This window comes from Streptomyces sp. NPDC048277, assembly GCF_040652235.1.
In the GTDB taxonomy this organism is placed as follows: Bacteria; Actinomycetota; Actinomycetes; order Streptomycetales; family Streptomycetaceae; genus Streptomyces.
Genome location: NZ_JBEZLQ010000011.1, coordinates 198,214 through 224,885, shown reverse-complemented (window position 1 = coordinate 224,885; position 26,672 = coordinate 198,214). Strand labels below are relative to the sequence as shown.

Annotated in this window: 27 protein-coding genes; 5 read left to right on the top strand and 22 right to left on the bottom strand. The window is 69.9% G+C overall.

The window, feature by feature from the left end:
• Window positions 1-607: 607 nt before the first annotated feature.
• Window positions 608-964: a hypothetical protein gene (locus tag AB0D85_RS24600; protein WP_362323864.1), complete on the bottom strand. Its 357-nt coding sequence runs from the start codon at window positions 962-964 to the stop codon at window positions 608-610.
• Between AB0D85_RS24600 and AB0D85_RS24595 the strand changes: the two genes are divergently transcribed.
• On the top strand, window positions 963-1,184 hold the full coding sequence (locus AB0D85_RS24595) for a cytochrome C oxidase subunit IV family protein (RefSeq protein WP_362323862.1): 222 nt from the start codon (window positions 963-965) through the stop codon (window positions 1,182-1,184). The genes AB0D85_RS24600 and AB0D85_RS24595 overlap by 2 nt on opposite strands.
• Before the next feature lie 18 nt (window positions 1,185-1,202).
• On the opposite strand, the gene AB0D85_RS24590 is transcribed toward AB0D85_RS24595, so the two are convergent.
• From AB0D85_RS24590 to AB0D85_RS24560, 7 genes are all read right to left on the bottom strand, one after another.
• A complete protein-coding gene (locus tag AB0D85_RS24590; protein WP_362323859.1) occupies window positions 1,203-1,928 on the bottom strand; it encodes a 3-keto-5-aminohexanoate cleavage protein in 726 nt (241 codons plus the stop codon).
• A 50-nt stretch (window positions 1,929-1,978) separates the two neighbouring features.
• Window positions 1,979-2,671: an RraA family protein gene (locus tag AB0D85_RS24585; RefSeq protein ID WP_362323855.1), complete on the bottom strand. Its 693-nt coding sequence runs from the start codon at window positions 2,669-2,671 to the stop codon at window positions 1,979-1,981.
• A gap of 6 nt (window positions 2,672-2,677) precedes the next feature.
• Entirely contained in the window at window positions 2,678-3,469 is a 792-nt protein-coding gene (locus AB0D85_RS24580) for a carbon-nitrogen hydrolase family protein (RefSeq protein ID WP_362323852.1), read from the bottom strand.
• Between the two features lie 88 nt (window positions 3,470-3,557).
• The gene (locus AB0D85_RS24575) at window positions 3,558-4,643 is read right to left on the bottom strand and encodes an ABC transporter ATP-binding protein (RefSeq protein WP_362323850.1); all 1,086 of its coding nucleotides are present in this window, start codon (window positions 4,641-4,643) and stop codon (window positions 3,558-3,560) included.
• A 1-nt stretch (window position 4,644) separates the two neighbouring features.
• Window positions 4,645-5,727 (bottom strand): spermidine/putrescine ABC transporter substrate-binding protein, encoded by a 1,083-nt coding sequence (locus tag AB0D85_RS24570; RefSeq protein ID WP_362323846.1) that lies wholly within the window; start codon window positions 5,725-5,727, stop codon window positions 4,645-4,647.
• Between the two features lie 92 nt (window positions 5,728-5,819).
• Window positions 5,820-6,626 carry an ABC transporter permease gene (locus tag AB0D85_RS24565; RefSeq protein WP_362323844.1) on the bottom strand — a complete coding sequence of 269 codons (807 nt, stop codon included), beginning with the start codon at window positions 6,624-6,626 and terminating at the stop codon, window positions 5,820-5,822.
• Window positions 6,623-7,606, bottom strand: a complete 984-nt coding sequence (locus AB0D85_RS24560; protein WP_362323842.1) for an ABC transporter permease — start codon at window positions 7,604-7,606, stop codon at window positions 6,623-6,625. The genes AB0D85_RS24565 and AB0D85_RS24560 overlap by 4 nt, the downstream gene beginning before the upstream one ends.
• Before the next feature lie 178 nt (window positions 7,607-7,784).
• On the opposite strand from AB0D85_RS24560, the gene AB0D85_RS24555 reads away from it, so the two are divergent.
• Entirely contained in the window at window positions 7,785-8,270 is a 486-nt protein-coding gene (locus AB0D85_RS24555) for an Lrp/AsnC family transcriptional regulator (RefSeq protein ID WP_362323839.1), read from the top strand.
• A 35-nt stretch (window positions 8,271-8,305) separates the two neighbouring features.
• On the opposite strand, the gene AB0D85_RS24550 is transcribed toward AB0D85_RS24555, so the two are convergent.
• The 10 genes from AB0D85_RS24550 to AB0D85_RS24505 form a co-directional block, all read right to left on the bottom strand.
• A complete protein-coding gene (locus AB0D85_RS24550) occupies window positions 8,306-8,776 on the bottom strand; it encodes an Lrp/AsnC family transcriptional regulator (protein ID WP_362323837.1) in 471 nt (156 codons plus the stop codon).
• Window positions 8,777-8,837: 61 nt separating this feature from the next.
• The gene (locus AB0D85_RS24545) at window positions 8,838-9,551 is read right to left on the bottom strand and encodes an SDR family oxidoreductase (RefSeq protein ID WP_362324118.1); all 714 of its coding nucleotides are present in this window, start codon (window positions 9,549-9,551) and stop codon (window positions 8,838-8,840) included.
• Between the two features lie 599 nt (window positions 9,552-10,150).
• On the bottom strand, window positions 10,151-10,918 hold the full coding sequence (locus tag AB0D85_RS24540; protein ID WP_362323834.1) for a VOC family protein: 768 nt from the start codon (window positions 10,916-10,918) through the stop codon (window positions 10,151-10,153).
• A gap of 73 nt (window positions 10,919-10,991) precedes the next feature.
• Window positions 10,992-11,993, bottom strand: coding sequence for a 3-hydroxyacyl-CoA dehydrogenase NAD-binding domain-containing protein (locus tag AB0D85_RS24535; protein ID WP_362323831.1), 1,002 nt, complete (start codon window positions 11,991-11,993; stop codon window positions 10,992-10,994).
• Window positions 11,980-12,909, bottom strand: coding sequence for a 3-keto-5-aminohexanoate cleavage protein (locus tag AB0D85_RS24530; RefSeq protein WP_362323828.1), 930 nt, complete (start codon window positions 12,907-12,909; stop codon window positions 11,980-11,982). The genes AB0D85_RS24535 and AB0D85_RS24530 overlap by 14 nt, the downstream gene beginning before the upstream one ends.
• Window positions 12,910-12,917: 8 nt before the next feature.
• Entirely contained in the window at window positions 12,918-14,105 is a 1,188-nt protein-coding gene (locus AB0D85_RS24525; protein ID WP_362323826.1) for a ring-hydroxylating oxygenase subunit alpha, read from the bottom strand.
• A 56-nt stretch (window positions 14,106-14,161) separates the two neighbouring features.
• Window positions 14,162-14,575, bottom strand: coding sequence for an iron-sulfur cluster-binding domain-containing protein (locus AB0D85_RS24520; RefSeq protein ID WP_362323823.1), 414 nt, complete (start codon window positions 14,573-14,575; stop codon window positions 14,162-14,164).
• Window positions 14,576-14,658: 83 nt separating this feature from the next.
• The gene (locus AB0D85_RS24515; protein ID WP_362323820.1) at window positions 14,659-14,871 is read right to left on the bottom strand and encodes a hypothetical protein; all 213 of its coding nucleotides are present in this window, start codon (window positions 14,869-14,871) and stop codon (window positions 14,659-14,661) included.
• Window positions 14,872-15,024: 153 nt separating this feature from the next.
• Window positions 15,025-15,606: a TetR/AcrR family transcriptional regulator gene (locus AB0D85_RS24510; protein ID WP_362323817.1), complete on the bottom strand. Its 582-nt coding sequence runs from the start codon at window positions 15,604-15,606 to the stop codon at window positions 15,025-15,027.
• Window positions 15,607-16,224: 618 nt separating this feature from the next.
• Window positions 16,225-18,213, bottom strand: a complete 1,989-nt coding sequence (locus AB0D85_RS24505) for a hypothetical protein (RefSeq protein ID WP_362323815.1) — start codon at window positions 18,211-18,213, stop codon at window positions 16,225-16,227.
• Window positions 18,214-18,449: 236 nt separating this feature from the next.
• On the opposite strand from AB0D85_RS24505, the gene AB0D85_RS24500 reads away from it, so the two are divergent.
• On the top strand, window positions 18,450-19,199 hold the full coding sequence (locus AB0D85_RS24500; RefSeq protein ID WP_362323812.1) for a DUF6585 family protein: 750 nt from the start codon (window positions 18,450-18,452) through the stop codon (window positions 19,197-19,199).
• 278 nt (window positions 19,200-19,477) lie between these two features.
• Here the strand turns inward: AB0D85_RS24500 and AB0D85_RS24495 are convergent, their stop codons facing one another.
• Entirely contained in the window at window positions 19,478-22,432 is a 2,955-nt protein-coding gene (locus tag AB0D85_RS24495; RefSeq protein WP_362323810.1) for a LuxR C-terminal-related transcriptional regulator, read from the bottom strand.
• 116 nt (window positions 22,433-22,548) lie between these two features.
• Window positions 22,549-23,169, bottom strand: a complete 621-nt coding sequence (locus AB0D85_RS24490; RefSeq protein WP_362323807.1) for a TetR family transcriptional regulator — start codon at window positions 23,167-23,169, stop codon at window positions 22,549-22,551.
• A 145-nt stretch (window positions 23,170-23,314) separates the two neighbouring features.
• On the opposite strand from AB0D85_RS24490, the gene AB0D85_RS24485 reads away from it, so the two are divergent.
• Both AB0D85_RS24485 and AB0D85_RS24480 read left to right on the top strand, forming a co-directional pair.
• A complete protein-coding gene (locus AB0D85_RS24485) occupies window positions 23,315-23,776 on the top strand; it encodes a cupin domain-containing protein (protein WP_362323804.1) in 462 nt (153 codons plus the stop codon).
• Window positions 23,773-24,117, top strand: coding sequence for a hypothetical protein (locus tag AB0D85_RS24480; RefSeq protein WP_362323802.1), 345 nt, complete (start codon window positions 23,773-23,775; stop codon window positions 24,115-24,117). The genes AB0D85_RS24485 and AB0D85_RS24480 overlap by 4 nt, the downstream gene beginning before the upstream one ends.
• A gap of 134 nt (window positions 24,118-24,251) precedes the next feature.
• Here AB0D85_RS24480 and AB0D85_RS24475 read toward each other — a convergent pair whose 3' ends face one another.
• The gene (locus AB0D85_RS24475) at window positions 24,252-25,271 is read right to left on the bottom strand and encodes a hemolysin family protein (protein ID WP_362323799.1); all 1,020 of its coding nucleotides are present in this window, start codon (window positions 25,269-25,271) and stop codon (window positions 24,252-24,254) included.
• Window positions 25,268-26,608 (bottom strand): hemolysin family protein, encoded by a 1,341-nt coding sequence (locus AB0D85_RS24470; RefSeq protein WP_362323797.1) that lies wholly within the window; start codon window positions 26,606-26,608, stop codon window positions 25,268-25,270. Before AB0D85_RS24470 ends, AB0D85_RS24475 begins: the two co-directional genes overlap by 4 nt.
• Window positions 26,609-26,672: the final 64 nt, after the last annotated feature.

Here is a 26,672-nt window from a genome sequence, read left to right as displayed (position 1 = left end):
ACGAGCGGGCGCGGGCCGGGCGTACTGGATGTGCCGCCCGAGCCACATGGCCGAGACCGGCAGAGCCTTCCCCGCCTGGGAGATCCGGCAACGGCCGAAGGCCTCCTGACCGACGGCCCAGCCGCGCTGGAGCCGGGCGCGATGCGCGACCGCGTCCTCTACCTCACCTGGATCGCCACCGCACAGGCACGCCGCGGCAACCTCGACGCGGCCGCCGAGACCGCCATGGACATCGCCGCCCTGGTCGAATCAGGCCGCTGCGCCACTGGGCAAGCAGATGCTCTCTCCTGCCCGTTGCCGTCCTGGCGGACCGAAGCAGCGCACACAATGCGCCCCGACGAAACTACATGTCAGGAGCCCTTCGCGGCAGGTTCGAGGATCGCCGTGCCGTTCAGGTGTGCGGACGCCGTGTGGTCCCCAACTGGTCCCCATGGGGCACGTTCCGTTGGCCAGCGATCGCCGCAACAGCAAGGCCGACACCGCGCAACGGTGACTCGTCCGACAGTCGTGTCTGTTGGACGAGGGTGGAGCGGCCGGGCTCTCGGAATCCGGCCGTATCCGGGACGTTGGAATGGGGGTGAGGCGGCGAGGTCGGTGAGGTGTCGCCTCAGTGGGCGGGCATACGGAGACAGGTGAAGTCCTTCGTGGTGAGGACACCGAGGAGGTCTTCGCCCACGATGGCAACGGCGTCCACCCTGGCACCGGGATGGACACGGAAGGCGACTCGATCGGCGTCGGCGTCCAGGAAGGTCAGGCTCTGGTCGGGGCGGACGACGAGTGCGAGGCGGCGGCCGTACACGGTCAGCGGCCGGAGGATCGAGTAAGCCCGGCGGTGGCTCATGTCCTCGTAGCGCCACAGCGGCTTGCCCGAGAGGGCGTGGAACACCGAGATTCCGCCGTCGAGCAGGACGCCGATCGCCGGTTCGCCGCGCCACAGGCCAAGTCTCGTCTGGCTCGCCCTCATGCTGCTGACCCGCGCCTCCGCCTGGCTCCTGGCGGACGGACCGATCGGCCCGTCGGTGGCGACGACCGGCGCGCTCCTGATCGCGGCGGCCAAGGGGCGATGGGTGATTCTCCACTTCATGGAGCTGTGCGAGGCCCCCGCCCGCACACGGGTGTTCTTCGAGGCCACGATCATCGCGGCCGTCGCCGTGATCCTGATGATTTGCACGGCGACTTCCTGAGGCGCTGTCTTCCTTCGCTTACACCGACTGCCCGGACAGGTTCAGCACCGTGGCGACGAGTTCGGCGTTGTCCCGGGCGGTCGTGCCGTCCGGGAGGAGGATGCCGTCCTCGAAGCCGATGCGGGCCTGGTGGCCGTCGGCGAGTGCGGCGCGCAGTACCGGCCAGGTGGTGGCCGCCTCGCCGTGGTAGAGGAGGGGGACGGTGACACCCGCGGAGCGGATCATCGCGGCCATCTCGCGGGCGTGGTCGACGGCCGTGTCCGGGTCCTCGTCCATCGGCTCGATCAGGATCCGCACGTTGTCCGCGAGGGTCGGCGACGCCAGGAGCGCGGGAACGTCGTCCACGCTCCACACCGCGCTCTCCAGCACCATGCCCCGGGCCACGACCAGTGCGGCCGTCTCCGTCGCGCCCTCCTCGCAGAACGCGACCGACGCGAAGTCCGGCAGGATCTCCCAGGACTTGACCAGGTCGTAGCGCTCCTCGGGGCCCGAGCAGGTCCACAGCCCGGTGGTCGTCCCGACGACCGCGCCCGGCGCCGTGGAACGGATCGCGCGCAGCACTTCCGCGAGCGCGTCGGGGGCTATGGTCTGCCCGCCGTCGGGGGTGCGGACATGCAGGTGGACGATGTCGGCGCCGGCCGCGAGGACGGCCGCGGTGTCGACGGCGATCTCCTCGGCCGTCACGGGGACCGCCGGGTGCTCGGCTCGGGTCCGGCCACCGTTGATGGCTGCCTTGAGGAACATGGGTGTGTTTCCTTGGGGGTTGGGTGTACGGGGCCCGGTACGGGCCCGGATCACGCGGAGGTGGGGGAAGGGTTCCGGAGGTCCGCGAGGGTGCGCGTGGCTCCGGTGAGCGTGCCCAGGGGGTGGCCCCGGTACAGCTCGGCGATGAGGTCGGGTTCCTCGGCGTCGTCGGCCAGAGCCTCGTCCACGACGGCGGCGAGGGCCGCGGCCCGGGCGATGAGCAGGCCGTTCTCGTCACCGAGGACCAGGTCTCCGGCGCGCACCGGAACGCCTCCGCAGTGCACGGGCGCACCCAGGGAGCCGTCGGCGATGCCGTGCAGCTTGGTGGTCAGCAGCGAGGTGCCGTACGCGTACACCGGCAGCCCCACCGCGCGCAGGGCGCCGATGTCGGTGCACACGCCGTCCACCACGGCTCCGGCCGCGCCCCGGGCGGCCAGCGCGTGCACGACGACCTCGCCGAGCGGCGCGTGCCGGCGGTCGCCGCCGCAGTCGACGACCACCACGTCGCCGGGGCCGACGAGGCCCGCCGCATGGTGCAGCATCGTCGAGTCGGTGGCGGTGATCCGTACGGTCACGGCCCGGCCGACCAGCCGGCCCGCGCCGGCCACCCGGCGCAGCGCCGGATCGCAGAACCCCTCCTCCAGGTAGTGGCCGAGGGTGGGGAAGTCCACCCTGGTCAGGCGGGCCGCCAACTCCTCGTCGAGGGCGGGTACTTCGGTCAGTTCACGTATGTCCAGGGGCATGACGGGTCACCTCGGGCCGATGATGATGCGACGGTTGCGGAGCACGGGCAGCACCGTGCGGGCGCGGTCGGTACGGTGCTTGTCCGCCTCGACGACGAGCAGCGACCGCTCCTCCTCGCCGAGCGCGGCACGCACCACGCCCAGCGGGTCGACGGCCATGCTCATCCCGATGCAGTCGGGCGTGGTCAGCGAGGCCGCCACCACCCAGCAGGTGTTCTCGATCGCCCGGCTGCGCAGCAGGGTCGTCCAGTGGTCCTCCTTGAGCGGACCGCGCACCCACGCCGCCGACACCGACAGCAGATCGGCGCCCATCTCGACCAGCGCCCGGGTGAACTCGGGGAAGCGCAGGTCGTAGCAGTTGACCAGGCCGACGTTGAACTCGCCGATCCGGACCACGACCGGCCCCTCGTCACCGCGCTGCACCTCGCTGGACTCGCGGTAGTCGAAGGCGTCGTACAGGTGCATCTTGCGGTAGCGGCCGAGGAGTTCACCCTCCGCGGAGACGGCCGCGATGGTGTTGTACGGCAGTGAGCCGCCGCTCGGCTCGTAGCCGCCGGCGATCACGGCGACTCCGTGTTCGGCGGCGAGCCGGGAGATCCCGGCGAGGAAGCCGGGCCAGTGTGCCTCGGCCGTGGCGTGCAGCGGCTTGCCCGCGGCCTCCGCGGGGATCATCGCCTCCTCGGGGAAGACGACGAGTTCCGCCCCCGCGGCAGCGGCCTCGGCGGTCATCGACGCGACGACCTCGAGATTGGCGCCGACGTCGGCGGTGGGGGCGTACTGGGCGGCGGCGACCTTCACGGTCGTATCTCCTTGCTGGAATGGGTCGGTGCGGGATGCGGGTGCCGGGCGGGCGCCGTGCGGGGCGCCCGCCCCGGAGCGGGGACGGTCACTCGGCCAGGACCCGGGAGGCCTCCGGCCGCCAGTGCGCCCAGGCGGGGCCGCCCGCGGACAGGCCGGCCGTGCCGGAGGAGGAGGTCTCGGCGACGAAGGTCGAGCCGTCGGCCAGCGTGAGGTGGTGGCGTACGGCGCTGCCGAGGTAGACGGACTGCTGGAGGGTGCCCCGGAGGACGGCCTGACCGGACGGCAGCAGGTTCTCGTCGGCGCACAGCCCGACGTTCTCCGGGCGCACCGACAGATGCGCCTGCCCGGTGACGTCGGTCTCGGGGACCGGCAGCGCGCCCAGCCCGCCCACGTCGACCACCCGACCGTCGCACGTGCCGGTGAGGAAGTTGGAGGTGCCGATGAAGGAGGCGACGAACCGGCTGACCGGCCGCTCGTAGACGCCTTCGGGAGTGTCGACCTGCACGACCCGGCCGCCGTTCATCACGGCGATCCGGTCGGACATGGTCAGCGCCTCCTCCTGGTCGTGGGTGACCGTCACGAAGGTCACCCCGACCTCGCGCTGGATCTTCTTCAGCTCCAGCTGCATCTCGGCGCGCAGCTTCTTGTCCAGGGCCCCCAGCGGCTCGTCGAGCAGCAGCAGCGAGGGCCGGGCGATGAGCGCGCGGGCGATGGCCACCCGCTGCCGCTGGCCGCCGGAGAGCTGGGAGACGGCGCGGTCGCCGTACCCCTCAAGCCGGACCAGGGCGAGCGCCTCGGTGACCGCGCCCTTGATCTCGGCCTTCGGGCGCAGCTTGCGGACCTTCAGCTCGAAGGCGACGTTGTCGGCGACGCTCAGGTGCGGGAAGAGGGCGTAGCTCTGGAAGAGCATGTTCAGGTCCCGCTTGTGCGCCGGCACGCCGGTCGCCGGGACACCGCCGAGTTCGACCGTGCCCTCGGACGGCTCCTCGAAGCCGGTGATCATGCGCATCAGGGTGGTCTTGCCGCAGCCGGAGGGGCCGAGGATCGAGAAGAACTCGTTCTGCCGGATGTCGAGGGTGACGTCCCGCACCGCGTGCTGGGCTCCGAAGACCTTTCCGACGCCGGTCAGCCGGACCGCGGGGACCGCTTCCCCGGTTTCTTCGGTACTCATGTCAGGAGGCCTTCACCTTGGTCCAGCCCTGCTGGAAGTACTGCATCGCGGTGCCCGGGTCGAGCAGGAAGTCGGCCTTGGCGATCGAGGAGTCGGGGGCGTAGATCGCCGGATTGCTCAGCGCGGCCGTGTCCTTGATGTACTTGCGGGCGGCCTGGTTGGCGCTGGCGGAGGAGCCGTCGTCGGTGGCCTTCGCGGCGACCTCGGGACGCAGCAGGTAGTTGATGAACTTGTACGCCGACGTCAGGTTCTTGGCGCCCTTCGGGATCGCCAGACCGTCGGTCCAGATCGAGCCGCCCTCCTCGGGGATGACGTAGTGGACGTGCTTGTTGGACTGCACGACCTTCGCCATCGCCGTCCCGCTCCACGCCTCCGCCGCGCACGCCTGACCGGTCGACAGCAGCTGCGGGTAGTTGGTCGAGTTGTAGCCGGCGAGGATGCCCTTCTGCTTCTGCAGGGCCGCCGTCGCCTCGGCGATCTGGTCCTTGTCGGTGCTGGTGGCGCGGTGCCCGGTGACCTGGAGGCCCGCGATGTAGGCGGCCAGCATGTTGTCGAGCATGTACAGCTTGCCCTTGTACTTGCTGTCGAACAGGGTCTTCCAGCTGGTCGCCGACTTGATGCAGCTGTCGTTGTAGGCGAAGCCGGTGGTGCCCCAGATCCACGGCACGCTGTACTTGTTGCCCTTGTCGTAGGACGCGGTGCGGAACTTCTCGGCGAGGTTGCCCAGCCCCTCGATCTTGCTGTGGTCCAGCGGCTCGATGAGCTGCTGCCCGATCAGCTGCTGCACGGTGTACTGGCTGGGCTCGACCAGGTCGTAGCCCGAGGAGCCCGAGCTGAGCTTGGCCGTCATGGTCTCGTTGCTGTCGAAGGTGTCGACGGTGACCTTGATGCCGGTCTCCTTCTCGAACCCCTTGACCACGGAGTCGGGGATCTCCCCGGCCCAGGCATAGAGGTGGAGCTCCTTGCCGCCGCCGGAGGAGGCGGCCGTGCTGGAGCCGGAGCCGCCGCAGGCGGTGGCGACCAGCGCGGTGACGGTCAGGACCGAGGTGGCCACGAGCGTTCTCGAAACGGTGGTACGGGACATGGCGAGGCCTTTCAGGGACGTACCGGAGCAGGCAGGACGGACGTACGGCGCGACGGTGCGGGTGCGGGAGAAGGGGGCGCGCGGCCGATGGTTCAGTCGCGGCCGTCGCCGGTCAGGACACGGCGCATCTGCCGCAGGCCGGCGCCCAGGATGATCACGAAGGTGAAGAGCACGAGCAGGGTGCCCAGTGCGTTGATCTCCGGGGTCAGCCCGGTCTTCAGGAGCGAGTACACGCGCAGCGGGAGGGTGGTGGTACCGACCCCGCTGGTGAAGGTGGACATCACGATGTTGCCGAAGGAGATCGTGAAGCACAGCAGCCAGGAGGCGAGCAGCGCCTGTTTCAGCAGGGGCACGGTCACCAGCCGGAACCGTTGCCAGGCACCGCAGCCCAGGTCGGTGGCGGCCTCGTCGAGGGCCGGGTCGAGCGCCCGGTGCGCACCGAGCACGATCAGCGCCGCGTAGGGAAGCGTGACCACCAGGTGGCCGAGGACCAGCGTGGTCAGGCCCAGGGTCGCCTTGAGGGTGCCGAACACCGACAGCAGGGCCACGCCCAGCACGATCTCCGGGATCACCAGCGGCAGGAACAGCCCGCCGGAGAACAGCGCCCGGCCGCGCGACCCCAGCCGGGCCATGCCCATCGCCGCGAACAGCCCGCCCGCCGTCGCCAGCGTCGCGGAGATCACGCCGGCCTCGGCGCTCACCCGCAGCGCGGAGAGCAGGTCGGTGTCCTGGGCGAGCACCCCGTACCAGCGGGTGCTGAACCCCGCCCACTTGTACGTGACGTCCGAGTCGTTGAACGACAGGACCACCACGACCACGATCGGGATGTAGAGGAAGACGATGACACCGCGGGCCAGCCAGGCGGTCACCGTGTCGGGGAGCCGGGTGCGGGCGCTCATGACGTCCTCCTCCTCAGCCGGCTCGCCGCGGTGCCCAGCACCGCCACCGACGCGATCATCAGAACCAGCAGCAGCACGGAGGCCGCGGCTCCCATCGGCTGGTTGCGGAACTCGGTGTACAGCGTGACGATCAGGTTCCCGACCAGCTGGTTCTTGCCACCGCCGAGCAGTACGGGGATCACGAACACGCCGAGCGTCGGGATGAACGTGAGCAGCGCGGCGGCCAGCAGCCCCGGCCGCGCCAGCGGCAGCAGCACCCGGGTGTGCACCCGCCACCAGCCGCAGCCCAGGTCCCGGGCCGCCTCACCGAGCGAGGGGTCCACCCCGCGCAGCGTCGCGTAGATCGGGAAGATCGCCGTCGGCAGGAAGGCGTAGACGAGGCCCACGAAGGAGGCGCCCTGGCTCGGGATCCACTGCGTCCGCCCGTCGGTCAGACCGATGGCATCGGTGAGCGCGTTCACCGGACCGCCGGGGCTGAGCAGGTTGATCCAGGCGAAGGTCCGCACCAGGAAGTCGGTCCAGAACGGCACGATGATCAGCAGCAGAAGCAGGCCCTGGCGCCGCGGCGGCCGGCCCGCCAGGTAGTACGACACCACGTAGCCGAGCACCAGACAGACGACGGTGTTGAGGGCCGCCATGCCGAGGCTGTAGCCGAAGACCTTCAGATAGACCGGGTCGAACAGCTCGGTGTAGTTCGAGAGGGTGAACCCGCCGCGGATGCCACCGTAGGGGTCCGCCGTCGCGAAGCTGTTGCGCACCACGAGGGCCAGGGGCACGAGCACCAGCGCCACGACCGTCAGCCCCGCGGGGGCCAGCAGGGCGAAGGTGATCGCGCGGTGCCGCAGCCGGGTGGCGCGCGCCGCGGGCTGCGCCGTGACGGTCGGCGGCGGCGGTGCGGCGGTGACGGTCACCGCGGCCTCCGGCCGGCGGGCGGTGGCGGTGCGTGCATGTGCGGGGCCTCCCTCGGATCGTCTGCGCACGTCCGGAAGATCGTCCGTTCGTGCCGTGGCCCTTAGCATCCGTTGGGGAGCAACCGCCTGAACAGGGTTGTTGAAATCGAATCCAGTGGAAACAGGGACCGAATTCCACGCATCTCGCAACAGCCGCGAAAAGACGCGGGGCGATGATGGTGGGAGCAGGACAGAAGGAGGTGCCGGCGTGATCGACGACCTGGACCGGCAGATCATCGACCAGCTGAGGGTGGACGGCCGTAAGTCGTTCGGTGAGATCGGCCGGGCCATCGGCCTGTCGGAGGCCTCGGTGCGCTCCCGCTTCCAGCGGCTGAGGCGGCGCGGCGCGATCCAGGTGGTGGGCATGACCGACGCGGTGCGGGTGGGCGAGATGGAGGTGCACCTCGCCGTACGGGTGCACCACATCCCGGTGGTCCTGGTCGCCCGCGAGCTGTCCCGGATGCCGGAGGTGCGCTACGTGGCGTCCTGCGTCGGCCCGTACGACCTCATCCTCGACGTGCGCTGCCGGGATCTGGCCCACCTCTCGGAGCTGCTCACCGAGCGGGTCCGGCGGGTCAACGGCGTGGCTCACGCGGAGGCACTCACCGTCCTGGAAGTGGTCAAGGACAGCTACCTGTGGGCGGGCTTCCGGGACGTGCCGGCCGGGCCGGACCAGCGCATCCTGCCCCGGTGAAGCGCCGGGAAGGACCGTGAAGCGCCGGCGGCCGGTCAGCCGTCCGCGACCGCCTGCCCGACCGAGCTGTTGAGGCCGTTCCAGGAGTAGTCCTTGAACAGCTCCAGAAGCAGCAGCACCTGGACCCGGGACACCCCCGGAAGCATCCTGATCTCGTCCAGCAGCTGCACGAGCTGCGGCTGGTCCCGGCAGGTGCCCTCAAGGAAGATGTCCTGGCTGCCCGCGACCAGCGCCACATGGTTGATCATCGGCATGTCGGCCAGGCTCTTGGCGACCGCGCGGGGCGTCAGGTCCCGGACCCGGATCATCAGCCGCACCGACTGGTGGCCCAGAGTGAGGGGGTTGCACAGGGCCACGATGCGCAGCGCGCCGCTCTCCTGCAGCCTCGCCACCCGCTGCCGTACGGTCGCCTCGGAGACCGCGAGGTCACGGGCGAGTGTGGTGTACGGGGTGCGTCCGTCGCGGGCGAGGGCGCTCATGATGCCGCGGTCCAGATCGTCGATCAATGCGTGCCTCCTCCCCTCCGACCGTACGTGACGCACGGAAGTCACCACAATCGCGGCGCTGTCACATATGGATACCGCCATTGGGAGAGATCGTCTGTCCTGTGTAGAACCCGCCGGTCTCGTCGTCGCAGAGGAAGACGACCATCTCGGCCACCTCACGCGGGGTGGCCAGCCGCGGGATTCTCTGGGTTCCGACCAGGAACTGCACGAATTCGTCCGGCTGTTGCCGCATCAACGGCGTGTCGACGGATCCAGGCGCGATCGCGTTGACGCGGATGTCGTACGGTGCCAGCTCCGCGGCTGCCGCCCGGGTGAGTCCCAGTACGCCGGCCTTGGACGCCGGGTAGTACAACGGAATCGCGACACCCGCGAGCGCGGCGACGCTCGATACGTTCACGATGGCTCCTCCGGAGCTTCGCTTGAGCAGCGGCACGGCCGACCGAATCGTGTAGAACTGGCCGAACAGGTTCACTTCCATGACCCGCCGGAACTCGTCGTCCGTCGTGTCCTCCAGGTAGTCGAACCTGGGAGTCCGGCCCTTGCGCATGTCGTCGACCGCTTTGAGGTTGGCGTCGACGATCCGTTGGTTGGCCTCGGGCGTGGGGGCGTTGATGCCGGCCGAATTGACGAGTATGTCCAACCGTCCGAGTTCCCGGTCGACCCGCTCGAAGGCTGCCGTGACCGCCGCGCTGTCACTGACGTCGAGCGGGATCGTGATCACGCTCTCCTGGTTCTCGAACGCCCTCTCCAAGGACATGGTTGCCCCTTCCGAAATATCCCGGACCGACGGAACAGACCCGACTCACGTCCGCCTGGCCGGTTGGCGGAGCCATGCTCGGCCGAGAGACCTCGCCGGCCCAGCGCAGTACTACGTGTCAGCGGTACGTGCTCGGCACGCACGGTCTCCGAGATCACAGCTGCCCGAGTCCGCCTCGGAACGCGGGCAGGCGGTGCTACCGCAGGGTCTCGCCCGGTGTGATCACGAGTTCGTGCTTGCGGTCGAGGTCCGACGGAAGTCAGCGATCGGCTCGATCATGGCGACAACGCGTCCAGTCCGACCAGCCGGGAGGCTCGCATGGATGAGGCTGCCCGTCAGGCGCCCTTCTCGGTCAGTGCCTCAGGCAGCAGAGCGAAAAGATTCCTTGCCGGAATCTCTCCGGACCAGATTCCGGTCACCCGACCTCGTCAAGAGGCGGGGGACCCTCCCAACGATTCATCGACTCCTCGATCAGCCGATCAGCCGATCGGCGTGGTCTCGGGTCCCGGCCAGGAACTTCGCGTAGTAGCGGAAGAGAACCTGGATGCTCCGGCGTGGCGCAGGTCGAAACATGTCGACGCTCCTCCCACTTCTCGATCATTGCCGGAGCCGGGTCTTTACCCGCGCGTCCTCAACCGGGAGGAACCAATCACGATGTCCTCCGCCGGTCCGCCGTAGAGGTCGGCCCCGGTGATTCCGGGTGCGTCGCCGGAGTGCACCCGCACCGATCCGCTCGGCCAGGCGAAGTCCAGGCAACCGTCCTGCTCGCTCGCCCGCGCACCGAGGATGCCCTCGAACAGGCGCCGCGACAGGGCCGGATCCCGGGACACGAGATGCGTCGGTCCCAGCCGGCCGCAGCCCTCAACCGCCGTCTCCCACAGCGGAGTCCACCAGAGGGGCTGTGTCGCTCCAGCCACGCTCGGGAAGGTCGAGGGGTCTCGCGCAGCGCTCCGAATGAGTTCGCCGGGCTCCGGATACGCCTTGTCGGAATGCGCGAGCTGGACGACCGTGCGGTGGACGGGGTCCGGCAGGACGAACGCCTCGCGCCAGGCGGAGTTGTCGTAGTTCTCGCCCACCACGGTCATCCCGAGGGACCGGACACGACGCACGGCCTCGGTCACGTCGGGAACGGTGAACGTGAGGTGATGCGGCCCCTCTCCATGAGCCGACAGGAAGCGCGCGAGGAACCCCGCTCCGACGGGCTCCAGAAGCTCCAGACGGCCGCCTTCGTCGGCTGTGCCCACATAGAGCAGCAGGTAACGGAATTCGGCAAGGACTTCCCCGGCGACGGGCACCGCCCCGAGCTGCCGGCGCAACCGCCTTGCCCAGCCCAGGGCGTCACGCACCGCGAAAGAGGTGTGATCGATATCGAACTCAGACTTCACTCGTCGGCCTCGTTCCGGTGAGAGGCCTGCCGGTGTCGGCCTCGTGTCGTACGAGCGGCACTCCGAGATCCACCTACTCAGCCACCCGGGTCGAGGTGCCGGTACCACCGCTGCGGCGGCCGTGCGTCGCGGCGATGACAGCGGTCAGCAGCGCATCTCTGCCGACGGCCAGATCTCTGATGCCCTCCGGGTCCGTAGCCGACGACAGGCCTTCGACCAGTCTCTCCGTCGTCTCCTGGTCCAGGTGGGGTTGGCCGAGGTCGTCCCACCAGCGGTTGAAACTCTCGCCGTACCGCTCGCAGAAGGCGGCGAGGCCGCCGTCGTCGCCGCCGAGGTGGAAGAGCGACGTCGGGCCCATGACGGCCCATCGCAGGCCGGGGCCGGACGAGACGGCGGTGTCGATGTCGCTCACCGTGGCGACCCCCTCGTTGACGAGATGGATGGCCTCCCGCCAGAGCGCGGCCTGCAGCCGGTTGGCCACGTGCCCGGGGACCTCACGTTTGAGCTCGATGGTCACCTTGCCGGCCGACTCGTAGAACCGGCGGGCCCTCGCGACGACGCCGGGGCCGGTGAACTCGTTGCCCATGACCTCGACGAGCGGGATCAGATGAGGAGGATTGAACGGATGGCCGAGGACCAAGCCGGCCGGATCCCGCCAACCCCCTTGCAGTTCACTGAGGGTCAGGCCGGAGGCGGACGAGGCCACCACCGTGTCCGCCCCGAGGACCGGCTCGATGGTCCGGTACAGCTCGTGCTTCAGGGCGATCCGTTCCGGAATGCTCTCCTGAACGAACGCCGCCCCCTCCACGGCGGCACGGGGGTCGTCACAGACGACGAGCTCGCCCTCCGGGGCGTCGGTCCTCGCCAGTCCCAGCGCGGTGAGCACCGGCCATGCCTCTTCGACCGTCTCCTTGACCCGGGCCTCCGTGGCGGGGTCCGGGTCGTAGACGGCGACGGAGTTGCCGGCCGCCAGAAAGAGGGCTGTCCAGCTGCGACCGATCAGGCCGCCTCCGAGGGCCGCCACACGCCCGCCGGAGACCACGCATGAGTCGGTGTTCCGGTCAGAACGCGACATGGTCGCCTCCCTTCAGTCCAAGGCGCTCCCGGGCCTGACTCGGGGTGGCCAGTTCATGTCCCAGCGACTCGACTACGCCCCTGATCTTTCGGACCTGGGCGGCGTTGGACGAGGCGAGTTCACCGCGGCCGATGAAGAGGCTGTCCTCCAGCCCGACGCGCAGATTGCCGCCGAGCATGGCTGCCTGGGTCGCGAACGGCATCTGGTGGCGGCCGGCGGCCAGGACGGACCACTCGTAGTCGTCGCCGAAGAGCTTGCCCGCGATCGTGTGCATGTGGAGCAGGTTGTCGAGGTCCGCTCCGACACCGCCCAGCACGCCGAAGACCATCTGCACGAAGAACGGCGGCTCGATCCAGCCCTGTTCGATCAGCCACGCCAGGTTGTACAGGTGCCCAAGGTCGTAGCACTCGAACTCGAACTTCGTCCCATGGCCCTGTCCCAGCTCCTTCACGATGTACTCGAGATCGGTGAAGGTGTTCTTGAAGACGAAGTCACGCGTCGTCTCCAGGAACTCCGGCTCCCATGCGTGCTTCCACCGGGAGTACTTCCCGAGCATGGGGAAGATGCCGAAGTTGAGCGACCCCACATTGAGCGAGGCCATTTCGGGGGAGGTCGCGACGGCCGCCCGGAGTCGCTCCTCGCGGGTCATGCCCAGTCCACCGCCGGTGGAGACATTGAGGAACGCATCGCATGCCGCGGCGATCTGCGGCATGAATTCCTGGAAGAGTTCCGGGCGCGGATCCGGCTTGCCGGTCTCGGGATTGCGGGCGTGCAGATGGATGATCGCCGCACCGGCCTCGGCCGCCTCGACGGCGGCCGTGGCGATCTCGTCGGGTGTCACCGGGAGGTGCGGTGACATCGTCGGGGTGTGGATACCGCCCGTGGGGGCGCAGGTCACGATGACAGGCTTGGGCATGGCATCCCTCAGACGTTGATCGGTGCGACGCGATCGGAAGCATCGGCGGCCTCGTCACTCACGCCGACCAGTCGCTTGTAGGCGTCGATGAGAAGGCCGTGGAAGTGATGCACTCCGTGCTCGGAGAGGCCCGACCCGGAAGGGTCGTAGACTATGCGCCCCTGGTCGAACGCCGGCGTGCGCATACCGCGCTGCACGCTCTCGACCAGGGCGATGTCCTGTTGCTGCAGGACGCCGTCGATGTACTTCACGGACTCGACTTCGGCATCGTTGAGTTCGGGGGTCTCGAAGTAGAAGTCCCAGGTTTCGAGCGTCCGTTCGGGCCCCGCGGGCAGGATCTGCAGCACCATGAAGTTCCCGCGCCCGGGGTACCGCAGGAGGCAGGTGTTCGGCCACAGCCACCACACGGCGTGCTCCTTGACCGTCGCTCCTGACACGTCGTAGGCGGAGTTGGCGGTGTTTCCCGCCTCCGCGAAGTGGCTGGACCAGATGCCGTGCGTCCTTACCTCATAGGTGTCCATGTCGACCAGGTCGACGAACTCCTTGTGGGCGACGTGGCAGTGGTAGCACTCCAGGAAGTTGTCGACGACGTTCTTCCAGTTGCTCCGGAGCTCGTACGTCAGGCGCTTGGCGTGCGTCAGCTCGGCGACGTCCGGGGCCCAGTGGGCGATCTCGGCCGCCAGGTCCGGGGCCTGCTGCGCGAGGGGTGCCGCGGCCGTGTCCAGGTTGACGTAGACGAACCCGCCGAACTCCTCCACCAGGACCTGGTCCAGGCAGATCTCCGACTTGTCGAAGGTCTCCATCCTGTCGGCACGACGAGCAGCCCTCAGTCCGCCGCCGAGGTCGTAGGTCCAGGCGTGGTACGGGCAGACGATGTTCCGGGCGATGCCGGATCCAGAGAGGAGTTCGTGTGCCCGGTGCTTGCAGACGTTGTAGAAGGCACGCAGGACTTCCGCCCGGTCGCGGACAACCACGACGGGCATTCCCGCGACCGTCACGGCCACGTAGCTGCCCGGCTTCTTCACGTTCTCGACGTGGCAGACCCATTGCCACGTACGGGCGAAGACAGTCTTGAGTTCGGCGTCGAACCATTTCGGGTCCACATACGCCTCCGACCGGAGGGACATGGAACGCGCGGGATCTTGATGAAAGCCCGCGGAGATGCTGCGCACATCGTTGACCGTTACGGGAATCATGGATATCAGGCTACTGGCGACTGGACGTTCGTTCAACCCTCGGTTCGGACGTTCGTTCAATCAGTGACACATGTGCCGCAGGCGCCTTCGGAGCACGCGTAGTCGACATCACGGCCGGCCGCGCGCAGCACCTGCAGGATCGAGTTCTCGGCAGGGACCTCGAACTCCTCCCCCGTCGACCTGAGGGCGATACGGAACGGCGCCCGTGCTTGACCGTCGGCGCCGGGAACCGCCGCGAAGCGCTCGAAGAAGACGGTGCCCCGGTCCAGGACGTCCCGTGCGGCCTGCACGGCGGTCAGCATCGCCTCGGGCCCGCACACGTAGACGTGGGTGTCCGCAGGGTACGCGCCGAGCAGTCCGGCGAAGTCGGGCAGACCGTCGACGTCGTCGCAGTGCAGGTGGTACCGGCCTTCGAGCCCCAGAGCGCGCAGCGGGGCGTCGAATGCTGCCGCCGATCGCGTCCTGACCATGTGATGGAGGCCGAACGGCCGACCGGCGTCGCGCAGGGCACGCGCCATGGCATAGAGGGGCGTGATCCCGATCCCGCCACCGATCAGAATCGACTATCGACCTTGACCGCGATGCCCACCTGGGTCCCCTGGGGATCCCACTCGGTGAGGGAGTAGCTGCGGACCATGCCCCCGGGGAGGTGCACCGCTACATGTGCGCCGGCGGCGCAGCCGGAGAACGAACCCTCCAGCGCGGCGAACGTGAAGGCGCAGACCTCATCGCTCAACGGCGCCTTGCGCACCAGCCGAGCACTCAACAAGTGCACCATAGAACGTCACCCGCCCACACTGGTCGTCGAACCGGCCAGGTCAACCATGGCCAGCCATTGGACGGCCGTTCAATCTTTTGGACGTCTGTTCAGTCTCGGCGGTTTTGCCGCTACCGGCGGGCGTCGTCGCGGACATGCCGGCTACGGCGCCAGCGCGATCTCCTCGCACCGTGCCACCGCGCGTCGCAGCGATGCCTTGTCCAGTCCGAGCAGAGCAGTGAGCCACATGCCGTTCTGTACGACGTCGACGTCAGCCGCTCGCTTCCTGCACTCCCCACGGCTGAGATCCGGTCGGGCGGCGCGGATCAACGCGGCCAGGCCGTCCCGGTAGCGCTTCTGCGCTGCCGTGTTGATCTGGGCGAACTCCTCGTGCGCCTGGGCAAGAGACCACAGCTGCAGCCGCAGCGACAGGTACTCCGTGGTCAGGAACTCCGGCGCCACGACGCGCCGGAGCGCCGCGCGCAGCTGCCGCTCGGGCGACGCCCCGGGGGTGAGTTCGACCAGGGCCGCGTCCTGCTCCTCGATACGACGCAAGGCGGCGCTGATCAGGCTCGTCTTGTCATCGAAGTAGTAGTTGACCAGGCCGAGGGCGACGCCGGCCTCACGCGCCACGGCGCGCATACTCACACCGGAAATGCCCTGCTGCGCCAGCAGACTGAGAACGGCGTCGAGGATGCGCTCCTGCCTGTCCTTGTCAGGAGCGCCAGCAGAGAGGCTGGTCATCGCGCCAGCATAACCGCACAGATGTGAGGCCCCGATCGGTCCCCGCAGGCGCTCGCGGCCTGCCCGCCGGACGCGTCGGCGCTCGACACAGAAGCTCGACGCAGAAAAAGGGGGTGCACGGATAGCCGTCGGTGTCGACGCGGACGTAGTGGTCGCGGCCGATACGGGTCTGCGTCCGCCACCAGGCGGGCGGGCCGACGGGAGGTAGAGCGAGCATCCCGGCCCGGTCGGCTCCCAGCGTTCTGCGGGACGGGCCCGCAGGGTGCGGTGAAGACGCCGAGGTCCCCGGCATCCGTGCGGAAGCCCCCTGCCCCTCGCAGCCGACCACAACCACTCAGCGCCTCTTCAGCGGCTCATCGGTACGACCGCTCACCGCGCCGCCCTCATCCGCGACGCGATCCATCGCGTGACTTCACGCGAGAACCGGGCGTGGACTCCGCCGCTCAGGGTAGTTCGAACGCTATCGGCGGCGACATCGTGGTCTTCATGTGCTCCCTGCCTGACACCGGGGGGGCTCCGCCGTTAATGGCTTGGGGGGTCCGGGTCGCAGTCAATCGCGAGAGGCTCCTGCTGGCCGGCCTTGGTGATGTTGCTTGGTTTTGCGGGCAGTTGGGGACTTCAGTTGACGAGGTCGATGACGCCGAGGCCGTCGGTGCATGCGACGACCAGACTCGACCCGGCACCGGCCAGGGCCGTGACCGGTCGCTCCAGGAGACGGGAGCCCGCCCACCGGCGGGTCAGGGGATCCCACAGCTCGATCGCGCCCTGCCTTGCGACGGCCAGCAGGGGGTGCCCACCGGACGGGGCGATCGCGGCCATCGCCCCGCCGGTGAGTTCGGCCACGAGCTGACGGCTGTCGGTGTCCCAGACGCGGATGGAGTCGTCGAAGTCCCGAACTGCCAGGAGAGTCCGGTCGTCCGGCAAGGGCAACGCCGCGAGGTGCTCCACGTACCTGTGGTTTTCGAAGGGGGCACCGACCGGTAGGCCCGTGGCCGGATCCCACAGCCGGACGGCTCTCGTGCCGCCCCGGGCGGGGGTCGCTTCGCTGCTTGCCAGGAGAGTGCGTCCGTCCGGCAACGGAACACCGGCCAGTACCAGCGGCGGCCGCTCGGGCCGGTTGAAACCATCACTCGCGGTTGCGCAGGTCTCGGGGTCGCGAAGACGGATGATGCCCGAGTGGCTGCCGGTGGCCAGGAGTGTCCGCCCGTCGGGCGACGCGATCGGCACCATGGTGCGGATCTCGCTGGTGCGGCCGGGCGGCAACGAACCGACCAGTCCGCCCGTCGCCAGATCCCATGACCGGAGAGCACCGCTCCTGTGGGCGGTGACGAGAACGGTGCGTCCGTCCGGCAGGGGCGCCGCCGCCATCGCCGTGAGGACATCCGTATCGCCCGTGTGAAGCTGCCCGGCGGTTTCGCCGGTACGCAGATCCCACAGCCAGACGGTGGTGTCGCTGCGGGTGGCGAGCAGCGTTCGCCCGTCGGGGACCGTCACAGGTGCCACCAGGCCGGCCCAGCCGACGTCCTCCGGCTCGGTCGGTGACTCCACTGCGGTGGGATCCCACAACCAGACCGCGCCACCGGGCGCTTCTCCCGCGAGCAGTGTGGGGCCGTCCGGCAACGGAACCGCTGCCACCGCGGCGGGGACGCGGTTCGCCCCCAGGTCACCGATTCGGCGCCCGGATGCCGGGTCCCACAGTCCCGACCCGATCGCCAGCAGTGTCGTCCCGTCGGCCATGGGGACGGGACGCAGACCGAGACCGGTGATGGGCCCGCCGGCCGGAGCACCGGTTGCCACGTCCCACAGCCGCACCGTCTCGTGATCGTCGTCATTGAGGGACAAGGCCAGCAGCCTGCCCCCGTCGGCCAGTTGCACCGCCACCAGTTCGCTCGGCCAGCCCTCGTCCTCGTGCGGGCACAGCAGTGTCTGAACCAACTCGCCCGTCACCGGGTCCCACAGGCACACCACGGCGCCTTCCCCGTGATCGTGGGCAGTGGCAAGCAGCGTGCGGCCATCAGCGAGCGTCACCGCCGCCATCGCGCTCGGGTCCTCCACGCCCGCCGGGGCGCTCAGCGGACCGACGGCCCGTTCGGCGGTGGCCGCATCCCACAGCCACAGCCCTTCCTCGTCGTGAGGGGTGACGGCCAGCAGGTTCCGCCCGTCCGGCGTGGGTACGGCGACCAGATTCGACGCCGATTCCGGGCCCGGCAGCGGACCACCGACCTGCTCGCCGGTGACCGTGTCCCACAGGTACACGACATGGCCGTCGTCGTCCTCGTCGTAGTGCGCCGTGGCAAGCCGGGTGTGCCCACCGGCGAGCGGCAGGGCCACCATCGCCGTGACACGCCCGCCCTGTTTCGAGTTCTCCCGCAGGGGGCCACCGACCTGCTCGCCGGTCACCGGGTCCCACAGCCGCACCACGTCGTCTTCCTCGTCATCGCCCGACGCGGCCAGCAGGACGCGATCGTCCCCGACGGGCACGGCGACCGCCACACCCAAACCGTCCCCGAATCCATGCAACGTCGCCGAAGGCCGCACCCGGCCCGCCGGCCTTTCCCACACCAGGGTCAGTTCTCGTGTGCCGTGATCCCGAAGAGCATCAGACATGACCGGTAGGGTAATCGGCCCCACTGACACCAACCCGGCTCCCCCATCCGGGCAGATCTGGGTGAGTGAGGTGGCCGGCGGCTACCGCTCCACGGACGGTGTTCAGCCGCGCGACTTCGTGTCGCACCAATGCGCGCCCGCTGCGCGTCAGTCAGCCGCACACCCCGCCCATTACGTAACCGATTTACGTAGATCCACGGTTGTCACGTGTCGAAGCGTCTCGGACGCTCTGCAGCATGACTCCCCTCACCCCCGCATCGCCCGAGGTCGCCGACCTGGCCGCCCGCCACCGGCTGGGGGCGCTCCAGGGCTCGTTCGCGCCGAAGCGCCTCCGTCGGACGGTGTTCGCCGCCCATGTCTTCAACTGCATCATGCTCATGATGTTCTTCCTGGTCCCCGGGCTGCTGTACTACTGGTTCAGCATGCGCCGCTTCCCCGACTTCAGCCGGAAACGGGCTGCCCAGCGACTGCACCTGTTCGAGGAGGGGCTGGTCGTGCACCCGCCGTCCGGTGGCGAGCCGGTCGCCCTGCGCTGGGACTCCCTGCACCTCCAGCAGGAGATCGTCCAGCTGGTCATCAACGGGGTCAAAGCACCGACCAAATACGTCTACTCGGCGAGCGTTCCCGGCCAGGGACCGGTGCGGATCACGGAGTTCTACGAGGATCCCGACGTCTGGGGTCCCCGGATGCAGGACGCGGTGACGCGCGCGCAGGCACCGGGCGTGCTGGAGACACTCCGTGAGGGCGGCACGGTGTCGTTCGGAGCGCTCTCACTCTCCCGCACGGCCGTGTACGCCCGCGGGGAGGGCAACCTGCCCTGGTCCGAGGTCCGGGAGGTACGTGCCGCGGGCGGCCTGGTCCGCATCATGACCACCGACTCGTCGGGTGGCGCCGTCCTCTGGTCCAACCACCTGGCCAAGCAGATCACGAACCTGCACCTGTTCCTGGCGGTCGCCCGCAGGCTGCACGAGCAGTCCGCCGCCTGACGCGCCAGCCGTCGGCGCGAGGCTGCGTCCCTGCGCAGGCCGGTGGAGTCCCTCAAGGTGGCACCGAACCTCGCGGGCGCAGTGCATCCACCGCGGCCTTGCCGATGCGCCTCCCGGGGACGTCGCGGTGGGCGGTGGGCGGTGGGAGGAACGGACCGGCTCCGATCCGGCGAACGCCAGCGGCGCTGCCTGAACATCGAGGAGGCCGCACCGTTCCGTAACGACCTGCGGCTATGGGTTCGGGACAGCAACATGGAGGCTCGTCGGCACGGTCGTGGTCAGACGGTCGGCCGGGGGACCGCTCCGCCGAGTGCGCGCGGCAGTGCCGCCCTGGAGGGTATGCCGAGCTTGCGGTAGATACGGCCGAGGTGGGCTTCGACCGTCCTGGTGCTGACGAAGAGCTGCTCTGCGATCTCCTTGGTGCGTTTGCCTCCTGCCGCCAGTTCCGCGATCTCCCGCTCCCGCTCGGTGAGAAGAGCCAACGTCGCCCGGGCGTTCGCCTCCTGCGCCGTTGCGACCACCGCACCGTTGGGGGCGCAGGACGCGGGCAGCAGGGTCCTGACCCTCGCCGCCTCCTCACGGATCCGCTGTGCGCCGCAGGCCCGAGCGGTCTTTCCCGCCCTGTCGAGCCACTCCAGCGCCTGCCCGGTGCCGTGGGCCGCGTGGACCGAAGGCGCACCGGTCACCAGGGTCCAGGCGTGTTCCACCGGCAGGCCCGCACGGCGGAACGACTCCGCGGCCTCGTGAAACAGCCCTACCGCCAGGCGGTGTTCTCCCTCGGCAGCGTGGAGCTCGGCCCGGGCTCTGCGCACGTGTTGCTGTTGCAGAGGCAGCCCCAGCTGTTCAGCCACGGTCTCCCCCGTTGCGGCCCACTCGCGTGCGGCGTCGATGTCACCGCACCGCAGTGCCGCGACGGAGGCGAGGGCCAGGAGAGAAGGCTGCCAGGCCCGCAGCAGCCGCTGCAGCTGCGGGCCGCCCTCCTCGACGAGGGTGCGCAGACAGCCTGCCGGGTCTCCGCCGAGGAACTGGGCCTGGGCACGCAGGCCGACCGCTACGGCTGCCCGCCAGCCCCGCTTGCGCAAGGCGAGGGAAAGCCCCTCCCCGGCGAGTTCGAGCAGTCTGTCGGTGTCCCGCCGTGGACGGGTCCACAGCAGCCCCGTCGCCCGCAGGGTCATGGCGATCCCGGCGGCTTCGTCGACCCCGCTCATCCGGGCGAGCAGCTCGGCCTCCTCGGCACGGCGGCCGAGCGGCTCCAGACGCCCCGTCAGCTGGTCGAGGTGGCACAGGGCCACCAGTTGGTTGATCCGGATGAACCTCCGGGTGGCACCCGTGGTCGCCTGCAGTCCGCGTTCCAGATGCCGGTAGGCGTCATGGAAGCGCTCCTGGAACAACTCCGCGCAGCCGAGCATCGCGAGGACGTCGGGCATGGTGACGGCAGCGGCGTCCGGCAGGGCGTCCACGATCCGCGCACACTCGGTGACCTCTGCGACGGCCTCGGGCAGCAGCCCGAGCTGGGTGTCGCCGAGGGCGCCCAGGGCCCGCAGGTAGGGCACCGCCCGGCCGACGGCTCCGGCGGCCTCCGCCGCCTCTCGGACCAGGTCACGTGCCTCGCCGTAGGCGCCCCGGAACAACTGCACTCGCCCGTATGCGGTGATCAGTTCGGCTGCCGGCGCCGGCAGAGGAACCGGCAGTGGGCGGGGTACGAGTTCGAGTGCCGTCCGCACCACTGCTTCGGCCTCCTGGTGGCGGCCCAACAGCCGCTCCAGCTCTCCGCAGACGGCGTAGGCGCTCAGCCGCAGGTCCTCGGTGAGATCCGCCTGATGCCGTAGCAGATCGTGCACCAGGGAACGGGCTTCCTGCAGGCGGCCCACGGCACTGAGGGCCCGGCAGTGGTCGAGCACCAGAACGGCCCGGGAGGCGCTGATCCCCTCTCCGGCGGGCAGGTGGTCCAGCGCCAGGCGCAGCCAACGGGCGGCGGCGGCCGGGGACTTGGCCATCGCCTCCGCCGCGCCCTCGACCAGCACCTGCCGGGCCTGAGCACTGCCCGCGCCCACCAGGTGCTCGGCCTGCCGGGCACGTCGGAGCGCTGACGCTCCTCGCGTGGTCAGCAGATCCAGGGCCCGCCTGTGAGCGTTGACACGCAGGGACGGCGAAGCGTGTTCCAGGGCGATGTGGCCGAGCACCGGGTGCCTGAAGGCGTAGCCGCCGCCCCAGGGCAGCGGCCGTATCAGGTCCGCCCGTACGAGTTCGGTGAACGCGCCGAGGGTCCGTTCCAGACCGAGATCGGAGACCGCGGCGACGTCGTCCGGGAGGAAGGGATCGCCCAGAACGGCGGCGACCTGGACGGAGAGCGCGGCGTCAGCGGTGACGGAGTCCAGCTCGGTGACGACGGAGACGGCCTCCCGGAGCATGCCGTGCCGGTCCGGACCGGGGCTCAGCGGCCACTCGTCCGGGTCCCATCGCGCCGCGACCAGGATGCGCAGCATCCGCGGGTTGCCGCCGGAAGCGGCGTGCAACTGCTCGGCGTAGGTGCCGTCGACCACGGGTGCCGGAGAGGCGCGCCACTCGGTGTACGCGTGGTCAGGCGCCGAGTGGGACAAGGCGTGCGGGGCGGTGGTGTCGAGGTGAGACCTGCTGCGGCCGAGCAAGGTGGCTGTCGCCCGGAGGTCCAAGGAGGAGAGGGCCAGGCGGGTGACCGAGCCGGTCTCGACTCCGTGTTCGAGCGCCTCTCGTAGTACCGGCCCGGACTGCCGTGGGCGGTGCGCCAGCGCCAGGACGAACGGGCCGGGCGGGGGTCTTCGCACGAGCCGCGCGATCAGTCTCGCGGACTGCTCGTCGCACAGATGCGCATTGTCGAGGACAAGCACGCCGCCACGCCGCGCGGCCCAGCGCCCCAGCACGCTCCGCACCTCGGCATCCGCCCCGGCGCCGAACTCCCGGGCGATCGGGGGATCCCGCGCCTCCAGGACATCCAGTACCTCGGTGATGACCTGGCCGGGTTGTGTCACACCGCGCGCGGCATGGGCGCGCACCACCGGTACCCCTGCCTCGGCAGCCCGTTCGGCGAGCAGACCGAGCAGCGTGGTCTTGCCGATGCCCGGCTCTCCAGTGACCTCCAGGATCGCTCCCCGGCCGTCGGTCAGATCCTTGACGACCGCGGAAAGACACTCGATCTGCGCCTGTCTGCCGACGAGAACGGTGCCGTCCTCATGGGCCCGATCCTTGGGGGGCAAGCGGCCTTCTCCCTTCCCATGGATGTGCACACGAACGAGGACACCATCTGTTGCCGGTCAATTCGGATATTAGGCCATCCCGTTGGCCGACTTGCGCCTGGAACGCATGCGGCGGTTCAGTCGGTGGCGGGTCCCGTGGGGATGGCCGCGACTGCCGCCGCGGTCATCTGCCGTGCGGTGGTCACCAGGCCGGCGATCGCGTCGTCGGGGGTCAGGCCGCAGAGGTCGATCAGGGCGAACAGCGACTCGGCGCTGATCACCAGGGCGAGACCGCGGACCAGTTGCTCCACGTCCGCGCGCTGCGCGGCGCCGCACCTGTCGGCCCACGGGGCAAGAGCGTGCTCGATGAGTCCGAAGCGGTGGGCGGGACGGTCCTTGGACGTCGAGGGTTTCGCGATGGTCGAGGCGACGACCACCCGGACGGCACCCTGTCTGCGCAGCACCGCCCGGCCGAGGATCTCCGCGGCCTGACCGATCCGTTCGACCGGGTCGTCGCCGCGCGTCGCCGATCGCAGGACCGCGACCAGATCCTCCGTCATCACGGAGGCGCGCAGGAGCGAGAGCAGGTCGGGGAAGTAGCGATAGGCGGTCGCCTCGGAGACCCGTGCCTCGGCCGCGACCCCCGGCATGGTGATCTCCGCGCCGGTGTCGGCGAGGTCGCGGGCGGCCGCGATGATCGCCGACCTGGTGCGTTCCATCTGGTTGCTGAGCCCGTTCGGGCGACTCCGCTCGGCCATGATCATCCTTCCGTGCCGACCGAAAGCATACCGGGCGAGGCGACCGGAAGAGAGTCGACTGTTTTTTTAAGAGTCCACTTGCATGGATGTTCGGATCGACCATAAGGTCCTTGGCGTTGGCAACCCCACCAGTCAGGGAGACTCCATGGCCAAGGTGTCGATCACCGCTCCGGGCGAGGGCGAGCTCATCGTCAACGGCCCGTCGACGATCCGGATCCTCGAGGACGGCAGCAACACCAATCACCGCCTGGGGATGGGCGAAATCACCATCCCCCCGCACACCGCCGGTCCTCCGCAGCACCGCCATGCCCAGCACGACGAGGGCTTCTACATACTTTCGGGCAGCGTGCGGTTCACCGTCGGGCAGGACGACTACGACGCCGGAGCCGGTACGTGGGTCATGGTCCCGCCCGGCGCACCGCACACCTTCGCCAACGTGACCGACGACAGGGCGGTCATGCTCAACACCTTCACGCCGGACCTGTACGTGCAGTACTTCCGTGACCTCAAGGCCATGGTCGAGTCCGGGCAGCCGCTGTCACCCGGCGCCGTCGCGGAGGTCTGGACGAAGTACGGCACCGAACCCTCGACCGAGTACGCCCCGTGAACGTTCTCCTCGGGGCCAACGCCGTCGCCGCGCTCGCCGGCATCGCCTTCGCGGTGGTGGGAGGCGTACGCCCGGCAGCGCTGAGCGAGAGCGGTACGCCCACCGCCGGCGAACGCTTCTACGGCTGGATGTACGCGACCAGGGGCGTGCCGCTGGGGGCGGCGGCCCTCGTCGCACCGCTCGCGTGGTCGGGTCCGGCCGGCTCGCTCATCCTGTGCGCGGCCGCCGCGGCCCAGGTGGGCGACGCCCTCATCGGAGTCGCCACCCGGAAATCGACGATGATCGCGGGAGCCTCGCTCCTGACCGCGATACACGTCGCAACGGCCGTCGCCATCGCGTGAGCGCGGCTCGCTCTCGACGGGAGCCCGGACAGGATCCGCAACCGGCACCACGATCCTGCCGGGACTCCCGCTGTGCTCCGCGACGCGGCTCGGGCCGCAGAACTCGGCGTGGGACCTGCCTCGCGGAAACGACGTCAGGACGGTTGCGGGTGCAGGAGGCGGGCGAGGAGGTCGTCGAGGGTGATCATGCCGGTGAGACGGCCGGTGGTGTCGTGGACGACGGCCAGGGAGGCCCGGCGCCGGCGCAGTTGCTCGATGGCGTGGCTGATCGTGTCGTCGGCGGCCAGCTCGGGTACCGGGCGGGCCAGGTCGCGGGCCGTGATCGCCCTTCCCCGGGTACGGGCGATCAGCGCGTCGCGGGCGTGTACGGAGCCGATGACCCGGTCGCCGTCGCGCACCAGCAGGCGGTTGCGGTCATGGGCCGCGGCGGTGGCCAGGATCGTGTCCGCGTCCGCGTCCGCGGCGACCGAGGTGATCTCCGCGGCGGGCACCTGCAGTGCGCCGACCGGGTTCTGCGGCTCGGTCAGCGAGCTGGTGATCAGCCCGGAGTCCTCCTCGCTGATCAGGCCGAGCCGTTCGGACTCGGCCACCAGGTGGGTGAGCTGTTCCCGGTTGTGCACGGAGGCCAATTCGCCGCGGGGGGCGACCCGGCACAGGCGTACGAGGGCGTTGCTCAGGGCGTTGAGGAACCGGATCAGCGGTCGTACGGCGTTGACCAGGGCCCTGAAGGGCGGTGCGAGGAGTATCGCGGAGCGTTCCGGGTGGGCGATGGCCCAGGACTTGGGGGCCATCTCGCCGACCACCATGTGCAGGAAGACGACCAGGATCATCGCGACGGCGAACGCGACGCCGTAGCTGACCGCGCTCGGCAGGCCCAGCTTGTGCAGCAGCGGGTCGAGTTCGTGGGAGATCGCGGGCTTGGACACCGAGCCGAGGCCCAGGGTGCAGATGGTGATGCCGAGTTGGGCGCCGGCCAGCATCAGGGAGAGCTCGCGGATACCGGCCAGGGCCGCCTTCGCGCCGCGCTGCCCCTCGGCCGCCGCCTTCTCCACGCGGTGCCGTTTGGCGGCGACCAGGGCGAACTCGGCGGCGACGAAGAATCCGCTGCCGATCAGCAGCAGGACGGTGACGAAGAGCGCCGTCGGGAAACTCATGCCTGCTTCTCCTCACGCGCGGGCGAGCGCTCCAGGCGGACCCGCTCGGGGACATGGCGGTCCAGGGCCCGCACCTCCAGGGTCGCCCGGGCGCCGTCGGCCGCCAGATCGACGGTCACGCGGTCCCCGACGGTCGGAAAGCGGCCGAGGCGGTCCACGATCAGGCCGGCCACCGTGTCGTAGTCCTCCTCCTGGGGCAGTTCGATGCCGGTGGCCTCCGCGATCTCGTCGAGGCGACGGCCGGCGTCCACGAGCCAGCCCTGGCCGTCGGCCATGGCGGGCACGGCGACGGTGTCGCTCTCGTCCGCGATGTCGCCGACCAGTTCCTCGGCGATGTCCTCGTAGGTGACGATGCCCGCCACGCCGCCGTGCTCGTCCAGGACGACGGCGAACTCGTCGTCCCGCGCACGCATCTGCTTCACCGCGTCCGGCAGCGGCAGGGTGTCCGGCAGCAGGAGCGGCGTGCGCGCCACGGTGCCGGCAGGGGTGTCCGTGAGCCGGTCGGCAGGCAGCCGCATCAGGTCCCGTACCCCGAGTACACCGGTGACGTCGTCGGGGTGGTCGCCCAGGACCGGGTAGTTGGAGTGGCCGTGCCGGCCGATGAGGTCGACCGTGTCGGCGGCGGTGGCGTCCTGGCGGACGAAGACGGCGTCCGCGCGCGGGACCATCACCTCGTGCAGCGTGCGCTCGGAGAACTCCAGGGCGTGGTCGAGGAGCTCGGCGATGTCCCTGGGCAGCTCGCCCTGCTCGTGGGACTCGCCGATCAGCTGGCTGAGCTCCTCCAGCGTGGCGCCGTGATGCAGTTCCTCGACGGGCTCGATGCCGACCCTGCGCAGCAGCCGGTTCGCCGCGCCGTCGAAGACGTGCACGAGCGGGCCGACGACCTTCAGGTACGCCAGGGTCGAACCCGCGAGCGCCTTCGCCAGCCGGTCGGGCACGGCGATGGCGAGGTTCTTCGGGGCCAGCTCGCCCAGCACCATCTGCACCACGGTGGCTCCGACGAAGGCCACGGCCACGGAGACGACGCTCACGGCCGCGTCCGGGAGACCCGCACCGGACAGGGCCGGTTCGAGCAGGGCCGAGACCGAGGGCTCGGCGATGAAGCCGACGACCAGTCCCGTGACGGTGATGCCGAGCTGCGCGCCCGACAGCATGAACGACAGCCGCTCCAGCACCTTCAGGGCACGGGCGGCCTTCTTGTCCCCCGCCTCGGCCTCGCGCGCGAGGGCGAGGCGGTCGGCGGAGACGTAGGCGAACTCCTGGGCGACGAAGTAGCCGGTGGCCGCGGTCAGCAGGAACACGGCCAGCAGGCCCGTCAGCGCGCTCACGGCACTCATCGAACACCACCCCGCCGCGTGCCGTGCTCAGGAAAGTCCTGGCGGGTTGGTCGGGGACTGTGCC